General features: G+C 61.6%; 14 protein-coding genes. 12 read left to right on the top strand and 2 right to left on the bottom strand.

Annotated elements, in window-relative coordinates; translation table 11 throughout:
• Positions 1-7: 7 nt before the first annotated feature.
• The 8 genes from trpB to IGB42_RS00365 all read left to right on the top strand — a co-directional run bounded on the left by trpB (position 8) and on the right by IGB42_RS00365 (position 8427).
• A complete protein-coding gene (gene trpB, locus IGB42_RS00400) occupies positions 8-1219 on the top strand; it encodes a tryptophan synthase subunit beta (protein ID WP_159665024.1) in 1212 nt (403 codons plus the stop codon).
• Between the two features lie 18 nt (positions 1220-1237).
• The gene (gene trpA, locus IGB42_RS00395) at positions 1238-2041 is read left to right on the top strand and encodes a tryptophan synthase subunit alpha (protein WP_159665021.1); all 804 of its coding nucleotides are present in this window, start codon (positions 1238-1240) and stop codon (positions 2039-2041) included.
• Between the two features lie 41 nt (positions 2042-2082).
• Positions 2083-2955 (top strand): acetyl-CoA carboxylase, carboxyltransferase subunit beta, encoded by an 873-nt coding sequence (accD, locus tag IGB42_RS00390; protein WP_159665018.1) that lies wholly within the window; start codon positions 2083-2085, stop codon positions 2953-2955.
• The gene (gene folC / locus IGB42_RS00385; RefSeq protein ID WP_159665015.1) at positions 2955-4232 is read left to right on the top strand and encodes a bifunctional tetrahydrofolate synthase/dihydrofolate synthase; all 1278 of its coding nucleotides are present in this window, start codon (positions 2955-2957) and stop codon (positions 4230-4232) included. Before accD ends, folC begins: the two co-directional genes overlap by 1 nt.
• 3 nt (positions 4233-4235) lie before the next feature.
• Positions 4236-4958, top strand: a complete 723-nt coding sequence (locus IGB42_RS00380) for an SPOR domain-containing protein (protein ID WP_159665012.1) — start codon at positions 4236-4238, stop codon at positions 4956-4958.
• 8 nt (positions 4959-4966) lie between these two features.
• Positions 4967-5458 carry a CvpA family protein gene (locus tag IGB42_RS00375; protein WP_159665009.1) on the top strand — a complete coding sequence of 164 codons (492 nt, stop codon included), beginning with the start codon at positions 4967-4969 and terminating at the stop codon, positions 5456-5458.
• Positions 5459-5556: 98 nt separating this feature from the next.
• Positions 5557-7110, top strand: coding sequence for an amidophosphoribosyltransferase (gene purF / locus IGB42_RS00370; protein WP_159665006.1), 1554 nt, complete (start codon positions 5557-5559; stop codon positions 7108-7110).
• A gap of 135 nt (positions 7111-7245) precedes the next feature.
• Complete coding sequence (locus IGB42_RS00365) at positions 7246-8427, top strand: O-succinylhomoserine sulfhydrylase (RefSeq protein WP_159665003.1); 1182 nt, start codon at positions 7246-7248, stop codon at positions 8425-8427.
• Positions 8428-8490: 63 nt separating this feature from the next.
• Here the strand turns inward: IGB42_RS00365 and IGB42_RS00360 are convergent, their stop codons facing one another.
• Positions 8491-9759 (bottom strand): glycoside hydrolase family 18 protein, encoded by a 1269-nt coding sequence (locus IGB42_RS00360; protein ID WP_159665000.1) that lies wholly within the window; start codon positions 9757-9759, stop codon positions 8491-8493.
• A gap of 250 nt (positions 9760-10009) precedes the next feature.
• On the opposite strand from IGB42_RS00360, the gene IGB42_RS00355 reads away from it, so the two are divergent.
• The 4 genes from IGB42_RS00355 to IGB42_RS22615 all read left to right on the top strand — a co-directional run bounded on the left by IGB42_RS00355 (position 10010) and on the right by IGB42_RS22615 (position 14193).
• Positions 10010-10336, top strand: coding sequence for a multidrug efflux SMR transporter (locus tag IGB42_RS00355; RefSeq protein ID WP_159664997.1), 327 nt, complete (start codon positions 10010-10012; stop codon positions 10334-10336).
• 188 nt (positions 10337-10524) lie between these two features.
• Positions 10525-11505 (top strand): DUF72 domain-containing protein, encoded by a 981-nt coding sequence (locus IGB42_RS00350; RefSeq protein ID WP_159664994.1) that lies wholly within the window; start codon positions 10525-10527, stop codon positions 11503-11505.
• A 224-nt stretch (positions 11506-11729) separates the two neighbouring features.
• On the top strand, positions 11730-13802 hold the full coding sequence (locus tag IGB42_RS00345; RefSeq protein ID WP_159664989.1) for a carbon starvation CstA family protein: 2073 nt from the start codon (positions 11730-11732) through the stop codon (positions 13800-13802).
• On the top strand, positions 13795-14193 hold the full coding sequence (locus tag IGB42_RS22615; RefSeq protein ID WP_159664984.1) for a CstA-like transporter-associated (seleno)protein: 399 nt from the start codon (positions 13795-13797) through the stop codon (positions 14191-14193). Before IGB42_RS00345 ends, IGB42_RS22615 begins: the two co-directional genes overlap by 8 nt.
• 143 nt (positions 14194-14336) lie before the next feature.
• Here the strand turns inward: IGB42_RS22615 and IGB42_RS00335 are convergent, their stop codons facing one another.
• On the bottom strand, positions 14337-16211 hold the full coding sequence (locus tag IGB42_RS00335) for an MFS transporter (RefSeq protein WP_159664980.1): 1875 nt from the start codon (positions 16209-16211) through the stop codon (positions 14337-14339).
• Positions 16212-16262: the final 51 nt, after the last annotated feature.

Genomic DNA, 16262 nt, shown 5'->3' with positions numbered 1-16262 from the left:
GAATGTAATGAACGAACCGCTCCGCTATCACCAGCCCGATGTACGTGGTCACTTTGGCCAGCATGGTGGCATCTATGTGGCCGAAACGCTGATGCCAGCGCTGGACGAACTGCGTGTCGAATACGAAAAGGCCATTGCCGATCCGGATTTCATGGCGGAATACCGCTACGAACTCAAGCATTACGTTGGCCGCCCCAGCCCGGTTTACCACGCCAAACGCTGGTCCGAGCAACTGGGTGGTGCGCAGATCTACCTGAAGCGGGAAGATCTGAACCATACCGGCGCGCACAAGGTGAACAACACCATCGGCCAGGCGCTGCTGGCCCGCCGCATGGGCAAGAAGCGCGTGATCGCGGAAACCGGCGCCGGTCAGCACGGCGTGGCATCGGCCACGGTAGCGGCCCGCTATGGCCTGGAATGCGTGGTGTACATGGGCGCGGAGGACGTGGCGCGCCAGTCGCCCAACGTGTACCGGATGAAATTGCTGGGCGCCACCGTGGTGCCGGTATCGTCCGGCAGCAAGACGCTGAAAGACGCGATGAACGAAGCGATGCGTGACTGGGTCACTAATGTCGATTCTACCTACTACATCATCGGCACCTGCGCCGGCCCGCACCCGTACCCGATGCTGGTACGTGATTTCCAGTGCGTGATCGGTGAAGAAGCCAAGGTGCAGATGGTCGACCTGGTCGGCCGCCAGCCCGATGCAGTAATTGCCTGCGTGGGTGGCGGTTCCAACGCCATCGGCATTTTCCACCCGTATGTGGACGTGCCGGGCGTGCGCCTGATCGGCGTTGAAGCCGGTGGCGATGGCCTCGATACCGGTCGCCATGCTGCGCCGCTGACCGCAGGCGCCAAGCCGGGCGTGTTGCACGGCAACCGTACCTACCTGATGCAGGACGAAGACGGCCAGATCATCGAGACGCATTCGATCTCTGCCGGCCTCGATTATCCGGGCGTGGGCCCGGAGCACAGTTTCCTGAAGGATATCGGCCGTGCCGAGTACGTGGCCGCCACCGACAAGGAAGCGCTGCAGGCCTTCCATGACCTGTGCCGCTTTGAGGGCATCATCCCGGCGCTCGAATCCAGCCACGCGCTGGCCTATGCCGCGCGCCTGGCGCCCACGCTGCCCAAAGACCAGGTATTGCTGGTCAACCTGTCTGGCCGCGGCGACAAGGACATCCCGACCATCGCCAAGCTCGACGGCATCCAGCTTTAAACCAAGAAGAACATCACAATGTCCCGAATTGAATCCACGATGCAGGCTCTGGCGGCACAAGGTCGCCAGGCATTGATCCCTTTCATCACCGCCGGTGATCCGAATCCCGGCGTAACCGTCGGCCTGATGCATGCGCTGGTAGATGGCGGCGCCGACATCATCGAGCTGGGCGTACCGTTTTCCGATCCGATGGCCGATGGCCCGGTGATCCAGCGCGCATCCGAGCGTGCGCTGGCGCATCGCGTATCGCTGCGCCATGTGCTGGCAATGACTGCGGAATTCCGCAAGACCGACAGCAAGACCCCGGTGGTGCTGATGGGATATGCCAATCCGGTTGAAGCCATGGGCTACGAGACCTTTGCCAAGGCTGCAGTCGAGGCGGGCGTGGATGGCGTGCTGACCGTTGATCTGCCGCCGGAAGAAGCCGAGGAATGCGCGGCTATCCTCAAGACGCACGGTATCGACCTGATTTTCCTGCTGGCGCCCACCACGCCGCCGTCGCGGCTACAGGCAGTGCAACGTCTGGCGCGCGGCTATGTCTATTACGTATCGCTCAAGGGCGTGACCGGCGCCGCGCATCTGGATGTGGATAGCGTGGCTGCCAAGCTGCTGGAACTGCGCAAGTATATTTCGCTGCCCATCGGTGTGGGTTTCGGCATCCGCGATGCCGAAACCGCGCGCCGCGTGGCCGGTGTGGCCGATGCCGTGGTGATCGGCTCGCGCCTGGTGCAGGAAGTGGAAGCGGGCGAGGACGGCCTTGCCGAGCGCCTGAACAGCTTCATCAAGGGCGTTCGTTCCGCCATGGATACCGCTCGCGCCTGATCGGCCCCGTGCCGTTCAAGCCAAGTAAACAGGAGTAAACAATGAGCTGGTTGCAAAAACTGCTACCCCCGAAAATCAAGAGCCGTGAACCGGGCGCCAAATCGGCGGTGCCGGAAGGGCTGTGGCACAAGTGCTCGGCCTGTGGTGCCACGCTGTACCGCACCGATCTTGAGAACAACCTCGAAGTTTGCCCGAAGTGCAGTTTCCATAACCGCATCTCCGCGCGGCGCCGGCTGGACATGTTGCTCGATGCCGAGGGCCGTTTCGAAATCGGCTCCGAAGTGCGTCCGATCGACATCCTCAAGTTCAAGGCGACCAAGCGCTACGCGGATCAGCTGGAGCAGTTCAAGGAAAGTACCGGCGAAGACGATGCGATGGTGGTGCAGCAAGGCGCCATCCACAACGTGCCGGTGGTGGTGGCGGTATTCGAATACGGTTTCGTCAACGGCTCGATGGGCTCGGTGGTGGGCGAGCGCTTCGTGCGCGGCGTGCAGGTAGCGCTGGAGAACGATCTGCCGTTCATCTGCATTTCCGCATCGGGCGGTGCCCGTATGCAGGAAGGCCTGAATTCGCTGATGCAGATGGCCAAGACTTCGGCCGCGCTGACCAAGCTTGCCGACAAGCGCCTGCCGTTCATTTCCATCCTGACCGACCCCACCATGGGTGGCGTATCGGCCTCGTTTGCCTTTCTGGGTGACGTGGTGATGGGGGAACCGGGTGCGCTGATCGGCTTTGCCGGGCCGCGCGTGATCGAGCAGACAGTGCGCGAAACGCTGCCGGAAGGCTTCCAGCGTTCGGAGTTTCTGCTGGAGAAAGGCGCTATCGACATGATCGTGGACCGGCGTGAAATGCGCCTGCAACTGGCGAAGCTGCTGACGCTGTTCCTGAAGCAGCCGGCACCGGTTGCTTCCTGATGGCGGTTTTTGACGCCAGTCGGCTTGAAGACTGGCTGGCCTACCTGGAAGGACTGCACCCCAAGGCCATCGACATGGGGCTGGCACGCGTGACGCTGGTGCGTGACGTGATGGGCCTTCGGCCCACCTTCCCGGTGCTTACCGTAGCAGGCACCAATGGCAAGGGCTCGGTGTGTGCGTTTCTCTCCACCATCCTGCGTGGTGCGGGCTACAAGGTCGGCACGCATACCTCCCCGCACCTGCTGCGCTACAACGAGCGCGTGACGCTCGATCTGCAGGAAGTGGATGATGCCACGCTGGTGGATAGCTTCCGGGCGATCGAAACCGCGCGCGGCGATACCTCCCTGACCTATTTCGAGTTTGGCGTGCTGTCCGCGATGAAGGTATTCATCGATGCACAGGTGGATGTGGCCATCCTGGAAGTGGGCCTGGGCGGGCGCCTTGATGCGGTGAACATTTTCGATGCCGATGTGGCAGCCGTGGTCAGTGTCGACATCGATCACCAGGCCTACCTGGGTGACAACCGCGAGGATATCGGCCGCGAGAAGGCCGGTGTGTTCCGCAACGGCAAGCCGGCGGTGTGCGGCGACAGCAACCCGCCGCAGAGCGTGCTGGACGAAGCGGCACGCATCGGTGCACCGCTGGCGCTGGTCGGCAGGGATTTTGGCTGGCAGAAAGAAGCTGAAGGCCAGCAATGGATGTTCTGGCACGGCGAGAGCCGCAAGCATGCGCTGCCGCTGCCGGCATTGCGCGGCCCTTACCAGCTTGGCAACGCCGCCGTGGCACTGTCCATGCTGGATGCGCTGCGTGGCCGCCTGCCGGTAACGCTGGCCGATATCAAGCGTGGCCTGCTGGAAGTGGAATGGCCGGCGCGCTGCCAGGTGCTGCCGGGGCGCCCGCTGACCGTGCTGGACGTGGCGCACAACCCGCATGCGGCGCGCGCACTCAAATCCGCACTGGACCAGATGGGCTACGCCGAAACCACGCACGCGGTATTCGGCATGATGGCCGACAAGGATATCGATCAGGTCATCGATATCCTGGCAGACCGGATAGACCGCTGGTACGTGGCCGCTCCAGACCTGCCAAGGGCAGAACCGGCGGCTGCGCTGGCAGACAGAATCATGCAGCGTGCTGCGCGCGCGCGGGTCGAATCTTTCGGATCCGTTGCCGCAGCGTGGCAAGCTGCCGTACAGACGGCGGGCGAGAGTGATAGAATCCTCGCCTTCGGATCCTTCTACACCGTCGCCGAAGTCATGGCGGCCCGCGGTCGATAGCTCATGGCACGAGACAACGTTAGCGAAGAACTTCTGCAACTCCGTAAACGTGCACGCCGCCGGCTGATCGGCGCGGTTACCCTGGTCATCTTTGCACTGATCGTGCTCTGGACCGTACTGGATGGCGAGCCGCCTGCGGCGCTCACCCACCCGGTGGAGATCATTGCCAGCGCGCCGAGTACCTCGGCGAGCGCCCCTGCGGCTGCGCTGGTCACACCGGCATTGCAACTGGTGGCCTCTGCGCCGGCGCAGATTGTTGAAACCCCGGTTGCTGCAGAGCCGTTGCCGGGCAGATTGGTCAACTCCCAGGTGGAACCGAGCAAGGCCCCGACGGAAAGGCCGGTGATCAAGCCGACCGAAAAGCCCGCAGACAAACCCAGGCCGACCGTCGCTCTCAAACCGACTGCAGCACCCAAGCCCACGCGTGATCCACAGCGTATTCTGGAAGGGCTGGACGAGGCCGAGGCCAAGCCGGCGGACAAGCCGGCAGCGGCAAGCCGCGGCGGGCAGGTACTGGTACAGATCGGCGCCTATGGCGACAAGGCCAAGGCCACTGACATTCTGGGCAAGCTCAAGGCGAACGGTATTCCCGCCTATGCAGAACCTGTGAACAACAAGGGTGTGGCGTTGACGCGCATCCGTATCGGCCCGGTTGACGAAGCGCGTGCCAAGGCGCTGGTGCAAAAAGCCACGGCGCTGGGTTACGCGCCGCAACTGGTGCACTGAGGACAGGTGTGACGGGTTTTGATTACGCGGTTCTGGCCATCATCGGCCTGTCCATCTTGCTGTCGGTGATGCGCGGGCTGGTGCAGGAAGTGATGGCGCTGGTTGGCTGGGCGGTCGCGGCGTGGCTGGCAATTTATTACGCCGCCCCCATATCGATCTATATGCCGGCCGGGATACCCGACGAGCGCTTGCGTTACCTAGCGGCGCTGATCGCGATTTTTGCCGGGGTATGGCTGTTTACCGCGCTGCTGCGCATCACCATCAGCCAGTTCGTGAAATCGGCCGGCCTGAGCCCGGTGGATCGCTTGCTGGGTGCGGTGTTTGGCTTGCTGCGCGGGGCGTTGTTCGTGCTGTTGCTGGTGCTGGTGGCGGGGCTGACCTCGTTTCCCGCATCCAGCACCTGGCGCAACGCCATGTTCAGCCCGCCGTTCGAGGCTTTGGCCCGCCTCAGCCTGCCGTGGATACCACAGGCACTGGCGGAGCGGATCAAGTTCGATTGAGCGCTGGCCGCAAGGCTGGCGTGGCAGTGCGCATGTGCGGTACCGATTTGTAGAGGCTGCGATACCTTGTCGCGGCCGGATTCAGAGGATTGTGGATTATGTGTGGCATCGTCGGCCTCGTCGCCAAAACCCCCGTCAACCAGATGCTCTACGATGGGCTCCTGGTCCTGCAGCACCGGGGCCAGGATGCCGCGGGTATCGTGACCGATGACGGTCCGATGTTCCATATGCACAAGGGCCAAGGCCTGGTACGCGATGTGTTCCGTACCCGCAACATGCGTTCCTTGCTGGGTAATGCCGGTATCGGCCATGTGCGCTATCCGACTGCAGGCTCGGCATCCAGTCTCGCGGAAGCGCAGCCTTTCTATGTGAACAGTCCGTTTGGCCTGGTGCTGGCGCACAACGGCAACCTTACCAACGACAAGCAGCTGAAAGACGAGATGTACCGCACCGACTTGCGGCACATCAATACCAATTCCGATTCGGAAGCACTGCTCAACGTGCTGGCGCACGAATTGTCCAAGCGCACTGATGGCCCACGCCTGACGCCGGACATCGTGTTCGATGCCATCACCGCCGTACATGACCGGGTACGCGGTGCGTATGCGGTGGTGGCGCTGGTGGCCGGCTTCGGCCTGATCGCGTTCCGAGATCCGCACGGTATCCGCCCACTGTCGCTGGGCGTGCATGAAACACCGGAGGGCCCGGAGTACATCGTGGCCAGCGAATCGGTGGTGCTCGATACGCTGGGCTTCAAGCTGATGCGCGATGTGGCACCGGGCGAAGCGCTGTTCATCAGCTTTGATGGCCAGCTTTCCAGCCGCCAGTGCCATCAGAGCGCGCAACTGGCGCCCTGTATTTTCGAACACGTGTACTTTGCGCGCTCGGACAGCGTCATCGACGGTATCTCGGTGCATGAAGCCCGCCTCAACATGGGCAAGCACCTGGCAAAGAAGATCAAGGCCATCTCGCCCGAGCTGGAAATCGACGTGGTGATCCCGATTCCGGATACCAGCCGTGATTCGGCGCTGGAGCTTGCCAACGACCTGAAGATTCCGTACCGCGAAGGCTTCATCAAGAACCGCTATATCGGCCGGACCTTCATCATGCCGGGCCAGGCCAGCCGCAAGAAGTCGGTGCGCCAGAAGCTCAACCCGATCGCAGTCGAATTCCGCGGCAAGAACGTGCTGCTGGTGGACGATTCCATCGTGCGCGGTACCACCTCCAAGGAAATCGTGCAGATGGTGCGCGATTGCGGCGCCAAGAAGGTCTACCTTGCGTCTGCTGCGCCGCCGGTGAAGTTTCCGCATGTATACGGCATCGACATGCCGACACGTGCCGAGCTGATCGCTACCGGCCGCAGCGATGCGCAGATCGCCGCCGAGATCGGTGCGGATGCGGTGATCTATCAGGAGCTGGATGCGTTGATCGTGGCCTGCCGCGATGCCAGCCATGGCCTGATTACCGAGTTCGAAACCTCATGTTTCGATGGCAAATACATTACCGGTGATATCACCGACGAGTACCTGGACGAGCTGGAAGCCAAGCGCCTGTCGCCGCTGTCGGCCAAATCCAAGGAAAGCAAGGAAGGCGATCCGGATAGCCGTGTACTGGACATGAATATCGGTGTGGCCGAACAAAACCTGATCTGATGCGCCGCAGTGCCGTACCTTCTGTGACGGCCGGATGCTGGTCATTCAGGGTATAAACGGGAGCTGATGCTCCCGTTGCCATATCTACTTATCTGCTGCCCGTCGCACGGGCCTGTTTTTTGAGATAACACCATCATGCAAGAATTCGATTTCGACGATCTGCACCCCGATACCCTGGCCATCCGCGCCGGCACCACGCGCAGCGAATTTGGCGAGCATTCCGATGCGATGTACCTGACCTCCAGCTTCTGCGTGGGTAGCGCGGAAGAAGCATCGCTGAAGTTCACCAACCAGATTCCCGGCTTCATCTACTCGCGTTTCACCAACCCCACCGTAAGCGCCTTCGAAGCGCGCCTGGCAGCGCTGGAAGGCGGCGAGCGCGCCATAGCCACCGCATCGGGCATGGCCGCCATCCTGGCGCTGGGCATGGCGCACCTGAAGGCAGGTGATCACGTGGTGGCATCGAGCGGCCTGTTTGGCGCCACCATCCAGCTGTTCAACGCCTATTTCATGAAGTTCGGCGTAGAAGTCAGCTATGCCAGCCCGACCGATCCGGCTGCCTGGCAAGCCGCTGCCAAGCCCAATACCAGGCTGTTTTTCCTGGAAACCCCATCCAACCCGCTGACCGATGTGGCCGATATCGCGGCGATTGCCGATATCGCCCATGCCAACGGTGCGCTGCTGGCAGTGGACAACTGTTTCTGCACCCCCATCCTGCAACAGCCGCTCAAGCTCGGTGCTGATCTGGTGGTGCATTCGGCCACCAAGTACCTGGACGGGCAGGGCAGGGTGCTGGGCGGTGCGGTCGTGGGCAGCAAGGAGTTGATCGAGCCGGTTTACCTGTTCCTGCGTACGGCCGGCCCCAGCCTGTCGCCATTCAATGCCTGGGTGATCCTCAAGGGCATGGAAACGCTGCCGATCCGCATGCGCGCGCATTGCGAAAATGCGCTCAAGCTGGCGCAATGGCTGGAAAGCCGCCCGGAAATCGAGCGTGTGTACTATCCGGGCCTGCCATCGCACCCGCAGCATGCGCTGGCACAGAAGCAGCAGCATGGCGGTGGCGGCATCGTGTCGTTCGAGGTGAAGGGCGGCCGCGAGGCGGCCTGGGCACTGGTCGACCGCGTGCAATTGCTGTCGCGCACTGCCAACTTGGGGGATGTGCGCAGCACCATCACCCACCCGGCCAGCACCACGCATGGCCGCGTATCGCCGGAAGCGCGCGCGGCGGCAGGCATCCGCGAGGGGCTGATCCGTATCTCGGTGGGGCTGGAAAACATCGACGACCTGATCGCCGATCTGGCGCGCGGTCTGGCCTGAATGCCGGCGCCGCAGTAAAGCAAAAGGCCACCTCGCGGTGGCCTTTTGCGTTCTGGCTGACGGTTACTTCTTTGTATCGACCAGGCCCTTGTTGATGGCGCGAACCAGATCGCCACTCATGTCGTGCGCGTATTCCCAGATCATGATGCCGCCGAGGTCTTTTTCGTTGGCGTAGGCAGCCTTGGCCTTCATGCTTTCCTCATCCTCGTAGCTGACGAACACATCGCCGTTGTACAGCCACGGGGATTTGGCCACATCATCCCAGTAGCGGGTGTAGCCTTGGGTCATCAGTACCTTGGCATCGGTGAAGGATACCGGATCGCCACCCTTCTTGAAGGTCTGGAACAGGCCGTGATCCTTGTCCGGCACGCCACTCCACGAGTAACCGTAGAATGCGGCGCCCAGCAGCAGCTTTTTCGGATCGATGCCATAGTTCAGGTAAACCTTGATGCCCTGGTCGGCACTGATGCCGCCCCAGGCCGGATCATCGGTGCGCTGGTACAGGTTGGCATGGTGGCCGGTCCACTTGCTCCAGCCGCCGTACATGTCATACGTCATCACCTTGATGAAGTCGACTGCCTTGGCCACGCGCAGGATGTCGTTCTTCTGCGTGAACCACGGGCCGACCGGCACGGCGACGGACAGGCGATACGTCTTGCCGGTCTTGGCGCCCAGCTTGTCGAATGCGGCGCGGATTTCTTCCAGCAGCACCGGATAGTTGGTGCGGTCACGCGGGTGGGTGAAGATGCCCACGTCCCAATCCGGGCCCACCGGGTATTCCCAGTCGATATCCACGCCGGAAAGCTTGTGTTCTTCGACGATCTTCATCACGTTGGCAATGAACTTGGCGCGGCTTTCCGGCGCCTTGGCCAACTGGCTGAAGCCGTCTGCACCGTAGCCGCCGATGGACAAGTTGATGCGCAGGTCAGGGTACTTCTGTTGCAGTTTGTCGACTTCGGTCCACAGCGTGCTGAACGGCGGGATGGTGCCTTTCTTGTCCGATGTCGGCTGCGGTTCCAGATCCTTGATATACACCTCGGTATCGTTGCGGATCAGGCCAAACGAGATGTTGAGGGTGGTCAGCTGATCGCCGTCGATTTCCTCGGCTGTCCAGTGGCGGCCCGCATCCTGTGCTTCGGGCGAAGTGCCCATGGCCCAGGTACGGATATAGGAAACCACTTCCTTCTTGTGATCATGTACGGTGGCGACCTTGGGCTTGGCAACCGGCGCTGGCTTGGGCGCAACCGCCTCGGCAGTGCCCTGTTGCTGCATGGTGCCTGCACAACCAGCCAGAATGAAAACGCTTGCAACAAGCGTGGCGATTTTTTGCATGGAAAAAGACCCTCTGTGTTTGTTTCTGCTGTCATGACATCCGCAGCGTGCAGCAAAGATAAACGAATTGGCGGTATCGTGCTGTCGATCGGGCACGCATGTGGTGTGGCTGCTACGCCGTGGCGATACCGCGGGGCAATTTTTAACAGCCTGCCGGCTACGGGCTGGGTAAAATGATGTCATATCGGCAGTGGGGACGACCCCGCAAACAAGCCCGTACGGGGACGGCCCCATTGCTGGAGTGCACATCATGTCCCCAACCCTGTTCCCGTGGATTTCGCTGATTCTGGCCGGCCTGTTCGAAGTGGCCTGGGCATTGGCGCTGAAAGCCTCGCACGGCTTCAGCAAGCCCATGCCCACCTTGCTGTTTGCGGTGACTGCCGCCGCCAGCATGGCGCTGCTGGCGTATGCGATGAAGCACCTGCCCGTGGGTACTGCCTATGCAATCTGGACCGGCATCGGTGCGGTGGGCACGGTGATCCTCGGCATCTTCTGGTTCGGTGATCCGGTCAATGCCATGCGTATCGTTTCCATCCTGCTGATTCTGGCCGGTATCGTTGGCCTGAAAATCGCCTGATCGCTGCCAGATGATCGCCATCTGAAACCGCTGGTTTGCCATAACCCTGCGTGGCACGTTAGCAGCCGTGCCTGCGCCGGTGATCCGAAGCACCCTGTTCCGTTTATGGTGCCGCCTGCCTGTCATTAATTGCCTGTCGATGCCGGTTGCTGCTTGCTATGCAGTGATTACCCATACAAGGAGGCAGCATGGCCGCATCGTTCCGCATCGGCATTTCCGGATGGCGTTATCCGCCCTGGCGCAAGCTGTTTTACCCGCCAGACCTCAAGCAGGCGCTGGAGCTGCATTTTGCATCGCGCGCCTTGCCCAGCATCGAGCTCAATGGCTCCTTCTACGCGCTGCAAACGCCGGAGCGCTATGCCAACTGGTATGCAGATACGCCGGAAGGCTTTGTTTTCAGCATCAAGGCATCGCAGTTGATCACGCATATCCACCGGCTGGTGGATATCGAAGCGCCGTTGGCCGATTTTTTTGCTTCCGGCCTCTTCATGCTCAAGGAAAAGCTCGGCCCCATCCTGTGGCAGTTTCCGCCCAGCTTCCGCTTTGATGCAGAACGCTTCGAGGCCTTCCTGAAGCTGCTGCCGCACGATACCGAGGCAGCGCAGGCGCTGGCCCGCCAGCACGGCGCATGGATGAAACCGCGCGCCTGCGTGGAGATCGACAAGAAGCGGCCTTTGCGCCATGCGGTGGAGATCCGTCACCCAAGCTTTGCCTGCGCCGAGTTTGCCGCAATGCTGCGGCGCTACAAGGTAGCGCTGGTGATTGCCGATACGGCGGGCAAATGGCCGGAATTTGAAGATGTGACGGCGGATTTCATCTACATGCGGCTGCATGGCGCCGATGCGCTGTACGCCAGTGGTTATTCCGATGCCGTACTCGCCAACTGGGCGGAAAAGATCAGCGCGTGGGCGTCGGGCGGCCAACCTGAACACACCACGCTGATGCTGGACAAACCGCCATTGAAGCGCGCCACGCGTGACGTGTACTGCTATTTCGACAACACCATGAAAGTGCAGGCACCATTCAATGCCCGCCGCTTGCTGCATATGCTGGGGCAGGACGAAGGCCTGACGCCGATGCCGGATTTCGACGGCGCAACGCAGCGTGCACAAGAGTCCGCCAATCAGAAGAAGCCGCGCAAGCTCGCCGCCAGGAAGAAAGTGGATTGATGCCGGCTGGCGATCGTTCCCGCCCCGGCGCACGCCCGGCCGGGTACTCCGGCATGGAAAGCGCAGTTTGCCCATGCGGGATACGCGCATTCCGGAAATCCCCTATACCGTTCTGCACACGCGTGGGCGGATTATCGCAAGTCTTGAGAAAGAAGTAGTCCTATAGTTTCGACTACATGCCGGGGCCATTTTTGCCCGGCAAGCTTGATGACACGGGAGCGAGCATGGATGCGGTGAAGAAATGGGGGATATGGCTGCTGGTGGGCCTGGTGGGCGTATTTGCATTTGCCACATTGGCACTCAGCCGGGGTGAGCATGTGAATGCGGTGTGGCTGGTGACGGCTGCAGTGGCGTGCTACGCGATTGCCTACCGCTTCTACAGCCGCTTCATTGCCGACAGGGTGTTCGAGCTGGACGACCGGCGCATGACACCGGCCGAACGCCGCAATGATGGCCTCGATTATGTGCCCACCAACAAGTGGGTTTTGTTCGGCCATCACTTTGCCGCCATTGCCGGAGCCGGCCCGCTGGTGGGGCCGATTCTGGCGGCGCAAATGGGCTATCTGCCGGGCACGCTGTGGATCTTGATCGGGGTGATGCTGGCGGGTGCGGTGCAGGATTTCCTGGTGTTGTTCATTTCCACCCGGCGTGACGGCCGCTCGCTGGGCGAAATGGCCAAGCAGGAGCTGGGGCAATTTGCCGGCGTGATCGTGATGCTGGGGGCACTGGGGGTGATGATCATCATCCTGTCTGCACTGGCGCTGGTGGTGGTCAAGGCATTGGCCGACAGCCCGTGGGGCACGTTCACCATCGCGGCGACGATCCCGATTGCGCTGTTCATGGGCATCTACATGCGCTTCATACGTCCGGGGCGGATCGGCGAGATTTCGGTGATCGGCTTCGTGCTGATGATGCTGGCCATCGTGTACGGCGAAGACATCGCGCACAGCCCCACCTGGGGGCCGCTATTCACGCTGCACGGCACCGAGCTGACTTGGGCGCTGGTGATTTATGGCTTCGTGGCATCGGTATTGCCGGTGTGGCTGCTGCTGGCGCCGCGTGATTACCTGTCTACCTTCCTGAAGATCGGCGTGATCGTCGGCCTGGCCATCGGCATCGTGTTTGCTGCGCCAGACCTGAAAATGCCGGCGGTATCACGCTTTATCGATGGTAGCGGCCCGGTGTTTGCCGGCAGCCTGTTCCCCTTCCTGTTCATCACCATTGCCTGCGGTTCGATCTCCGGCTTCCACGCCCTTGTGGCGTCGGGCACCACGCCCAAGCTGGTGGAGCGCGAAAGCCATATCCGCGTGATCGGCTATGGTGCGATGCTGATGGAATCGTTCGTGGCCATCATGGCGCTGATCTGCGCTTCGGTGATCGATCCGGGCGTGTATTTCGCCTTGAACTCGCCAGCGGCGTTGATCGGCAAGACAGTGGAATCGGCATCGCAGGTGATCAACGGCTGGGGCTTCCTGATCACGCCGGAGATGTTGAACCAGATTGCCGCCGATGTGGGCGAGAAGAGCATTCTCTCCCGCGCCGGTGGTGCGCCCACGTTTGCGGTGGGGATGGCGCACATCATTACCGACATCTTCAACAGCAAAGCCATGATGGCGTTCTGGTATCACTTTGCCATCCTGTTCGAGGCGCTGTTCATTCTGACCGCGGTGGATGCCGGCACGCGCGCCTGCCGCTTCATGGTGCAGGACCTGGCCGGCGTGGTGATACCGGGCTTGGGCCGCAGCCGCTCATGGGCGGGCAACCTGATCGGCACCGCTGTGGCGGTGGCAGGCTGGGGTTACTTCGTCTACCAGGGCGTGGTCGATCCGTTGGGGGGCATCAATACGTTGTGGCCGCTGTTCGGCATCGGCAACCAGATGCTGGCATCGATGGCGCTGATCCTGGGTACCGTGGTGCTGTTCAAGATGAAGAAGGAGCGCTACGCCTGGGTGACGGTGCTACCGACAGCGTGGCTGTTCATCACCTCGATGACGGCAGGCTGGCAGAAGATCTTCAGCAGCAACCCCAAGATCGGCTTTCTGGCGATTGCGGACAAGTTCAACGCTGCCGCCGCATCGGGCACCATCACCGCGCCAGCCAAGACGGTGGAGGACATGCAGCGCATTGCATTCAACAACCAGATCAATGCGGCGCTGTGTGGCTTTTTCATGCTGGTGGCGGTGGTGATGCTGGTTTCCGCATTCTTCAACATCCGCCGTGCACTGGCTGCTCGGCAGCCAACGGTGCGCGAGAGCGATATCCAGCTACGTGGTGAGGGGGTGGCCAAGCATGCTTGATCTATCCGCGCTGTTGGGCAAGCCAGCAACGGGCAAACCGGCGACGGTGCCGCCGCCTGATATTGCTGTGCCGGAGGAGGGCGATGATTATGCCCGCTACCTGGCACAGCATCTGGCCCGGCACCAAAGCGGCCAGCCCATGAGCCGCGCCGAGTTCGAGCGTTACAGCTTGGGTGCGGATTGGCTGGGCGGGCTCAAGGATGCAGCGAAGAAGGTGGTGCAGACTTGCCGCCTGATGGTGGGCATTCATGATTACGAGTATTACGTGCAGCACATGCGCGAGCGCCACCCGGAAGCGGTGCCGATGAGCCGGAATGATTTCTACCGGTATTGCCTGGAGGCACGCTATCCCAGTGCCGACAGGGCGGCAGGGGGGAAATGCCCATGTTGATGGCGAGATGAGCAGTTTCTAGATTAGGCGCCTGCGGCGCGTGGGTTTTGGTGCCGTTTCCGCGCGGCGGCACCGGCACATAAACCCCGCGCGGCTGGCGCTGAACCTAAATTGGTAGGCAGAGCCGCGTGCCGGTCAGCTGCTTACCGCCAATCCCCCCGCAATGCCCTTACTTGCGCTTCCAGCACATCCTTGTTGGCATCCGCTGCCGGCACCGGCAGCCCGGTGCGCAAGCCGATGCGGGACCATACACCGCGTGGCAGCTTCATCATTGCGGCGCCGTCCTTGCGGCTGAAGAAACTGCCCCAAAGGCCTTGCAGCGCCATCGGCAGCACGGGTACGGGGGTGCGGCGGATGATGTCTTCGATGCCGGGGCGGAAAGGCTGGATTTCACCGTCGCGGGTGATGCCGCCTTCCGGGAAGATGCATACCACCTCACCAGCCTGCAGATACTCGGCCACGCGGTCGTAGGCCTTGGCCTTGAGCGCGGCGTTTTCTTTGGCAGGTGCAATCGGGATGGCGCCAGCGGTGCGGAAGATGAAGCTGAGCACGGGGATCTTGAAAATGCGGTGATCCATCACGAAGCGCACCGGGCGGCGTACTGCACCAGCCAGGATCAGCGCATCCATGAAGCTGACGTGGTTGCAGATCAGCACGCAACCGCCTTCCTCCGGAATGTTGGACAGGCCTTCCGGCTTGATGCGGTACAGCGTGTGGGTGGCGATCCACACCAGGAAGCGCATCAGGAATTCCGGCAGCAGCGTATAGATGTAGGCGGCCACCACCAGGTTGAGCAGCGCGGCAATCAGCAGCACGTGCGGGATGCTCACACCGAAATGCGCGAGTGCGGCGGCAAATATCGCGGACACCACCATGAACAGCGAATTCATGATGTTGTTGGCGGCAATGGCGCGCGAGCGGAATTCCGGCGCGGAGCGCGATTGCATCAGCGCATACAGCGGCACGATATACAGGCCGCCGAAGGTGCCGATCAGCAGGAAATCCGCCATCAGCCGCCAGTTGGCGGGGCTGTGCAGGAAGGTGCTCCAGGTGAGCTGCACGGCGGAATACGCCGGCGTGGCAAAGTACAGGTCGATGCCGAACAGGCACAGGCCGATCGAGCCGAACGGGACCAGGCCCAGCTCCACTTTCTGGCCGGACAAACGCTCGCACAGCATGGAGCCCAGGCCCACGCCGAACGAGAACAGCGTCATCAGCAGCGTGTAGACGGTTTCATCGCCATGCAGCACGTCGGACGCGTAGGTAGGTAGTTTGGACAGGTAGACCGCACCCAGAAACCAGAACCACGAGATACCCAGCAAGGACAGCCATACCGGGCGGCTGCGCTTGGCGTGCGCGATCATGCCCCAGGTCTGGCGGGCAAAGTTCCAGTCCACCTTCAGTTCGGGGATGGCGCTGGGGGCAGGGGGCATCTGCCGCGAGGCAAGATAACCGATCACCGCACACAGCAGCAGCGCGGAAATGATGGCAAGGCGGCTTTGATCGGCATTGATCAGCAGCGTGCCGGCCACCTGGCCGATGATGATGGAAACGAAGGTACCCATCTCGATCAGGCCGTTGCCACCCACCAGCTCGCGCGGCTGCAGGTATTGCGGCAGTACGCTGAATTTGAGCGGGCCGAACAGCGTGGAATGGATACCCATCAGGAAAATGGTCGACATCAGGATGATGCCGCTGTTCAGCCAGAAGCCGACTGCGGCAATCAGCATGATGGCGATTTCCAGCACCTTTACCAGCCGCGCCACGCGCGCCTTGTCATACTTTTCGCACAACTGGCCGCTGGTGGCGGAGAACAGGAAGAAAGGCAGGATGAACAGCCCGGCCGCCAGCTGGATCATCAGTTCCGGCGCCAGCCCGAGCAGCTGCATGCCATGGAAGTTGATCAGTACCACCACGGCGTTTTTCAGCAGGTTGTCATTGAACGCGCCAAAGAACTGCGTAATGAACAGCGGCAGGAAGCGCCGGGTTTTGAACAGGTCAAACTGGGAGTGCTGCATGATCGCCACTTGGATTTAAGGTTCGTGGCAGTTTAACCGAAACATGCCACC

This window comes from Andreprevotia sp. IGB-42, assembly GCF_009848685.1.
In the GTDB taxonomy this organism is placed as follows: Bacteria; Pseudomonadota; Gammaproteobacteria; order Burkholderiales; family Chitinibacteraceae; genus Andreprevotia.
Note: the sequence above shows the minus strand (reverse complement) of the source record. Positions and strands in the feature narration are given on the sequence as shown.

What these genes read in the sequence shown, in the direction of transcription:
- trpB (WP_159665024.1), top strand. Translation starts at nt 8, where the DNA reads ATGAACGAACCGCTCCGCTATCACCAGCCCGATGTACGTGGTCACTTT.
- trpA (WP_159665021.1), top strand. Translation starts at nt 1,238, where the DNA reads ATGTCCCGAATTGAATCCACGATGCAGGCTCTGGCGGCACAAGGTCGC.
- accD (WP_159665018.1), top strand. Translation starts at nt 2,083, where the DNA reads ATGAGCTGGTTGCAAAAACTGCTACCCCCGAAAATCAAGAGCCGTGAA.
- folC (WP_159665015.1), top strand. Translation starts at nt 2,955, where the DNA reads ATGGCGGTTTTTGACGCCAGTCGGCTTGAAGACTGGCTGGCCTACCTG.
- IGB42_RS00380 (WP_159665012.1), top strand. Translation starts at nt 4,236, where the DNA reads ATGGCACGAGACAACGTTAGCGAAGAACTTCTGCAACTCCGTAAACGT.
- purF (WP_159665006.1), top strand. Translation starts at nt 5,557, where the DNA reads ATGTGTGGCATCGTCGGCCTCGTCGCCAAAACCCCCGTCAACCAGATG.
- IGB42_RS00365 (WP_159665003.1), top strand. Translation starts at nt 7,246, where the DNA reads ATGCAAGAATTCGATTTCGACGATCTGCACCCCGATACCCTGGCCATC.
- IGB42_RS00360 (WP_159665000.1), bottom strand. Translation starts at nt 9,759, where the DNA reads ATGCAAAAAATCGCCACGCTTGTTGCAAGCGTTTTCATTCTGGCTGGT.
- IGB42_RS00355 (WP_159664997.1), top strand. Translation starts at nt 10,010, where the DNA reads ATGTCCCCAACCCTGTTCCCGTGGATTTCGCTGATTCTGGCCGGCCTG.
- IGB42_RS00350 (WP_159664994.1), top strand. Translation starts at nt 10,525, where the DNA reads ATGGCCGCATCGTTCCGCATCGGCATTTCCGGATGGCGTTATCCGCCC.
- IGB42_RS00345 (WP_159664989.1), top strand. Translation starts at nt 11,730, where the DNA reads ATGGATGCGGTGAAGAAATGGGGGATATGGCTGCTGGTGGGCCTGGTG.
- IGB42_RS22615 (WP_159664984.1), top strand. Translation starts at nt 13,795, where the DNA reads ATGCTTGATCTATCCGCGCTGTTGGGCAAGCCAGCAACGGGCAAACCG.
- IGB42_RS00335 (WP_159664980.1), bottom strand. Translation starts at nt 16,211, where the DNA reads ATGCAGCACTCCCAGTTTGACCTGTTCAAAACCCGGCGCTTCCTGCCG.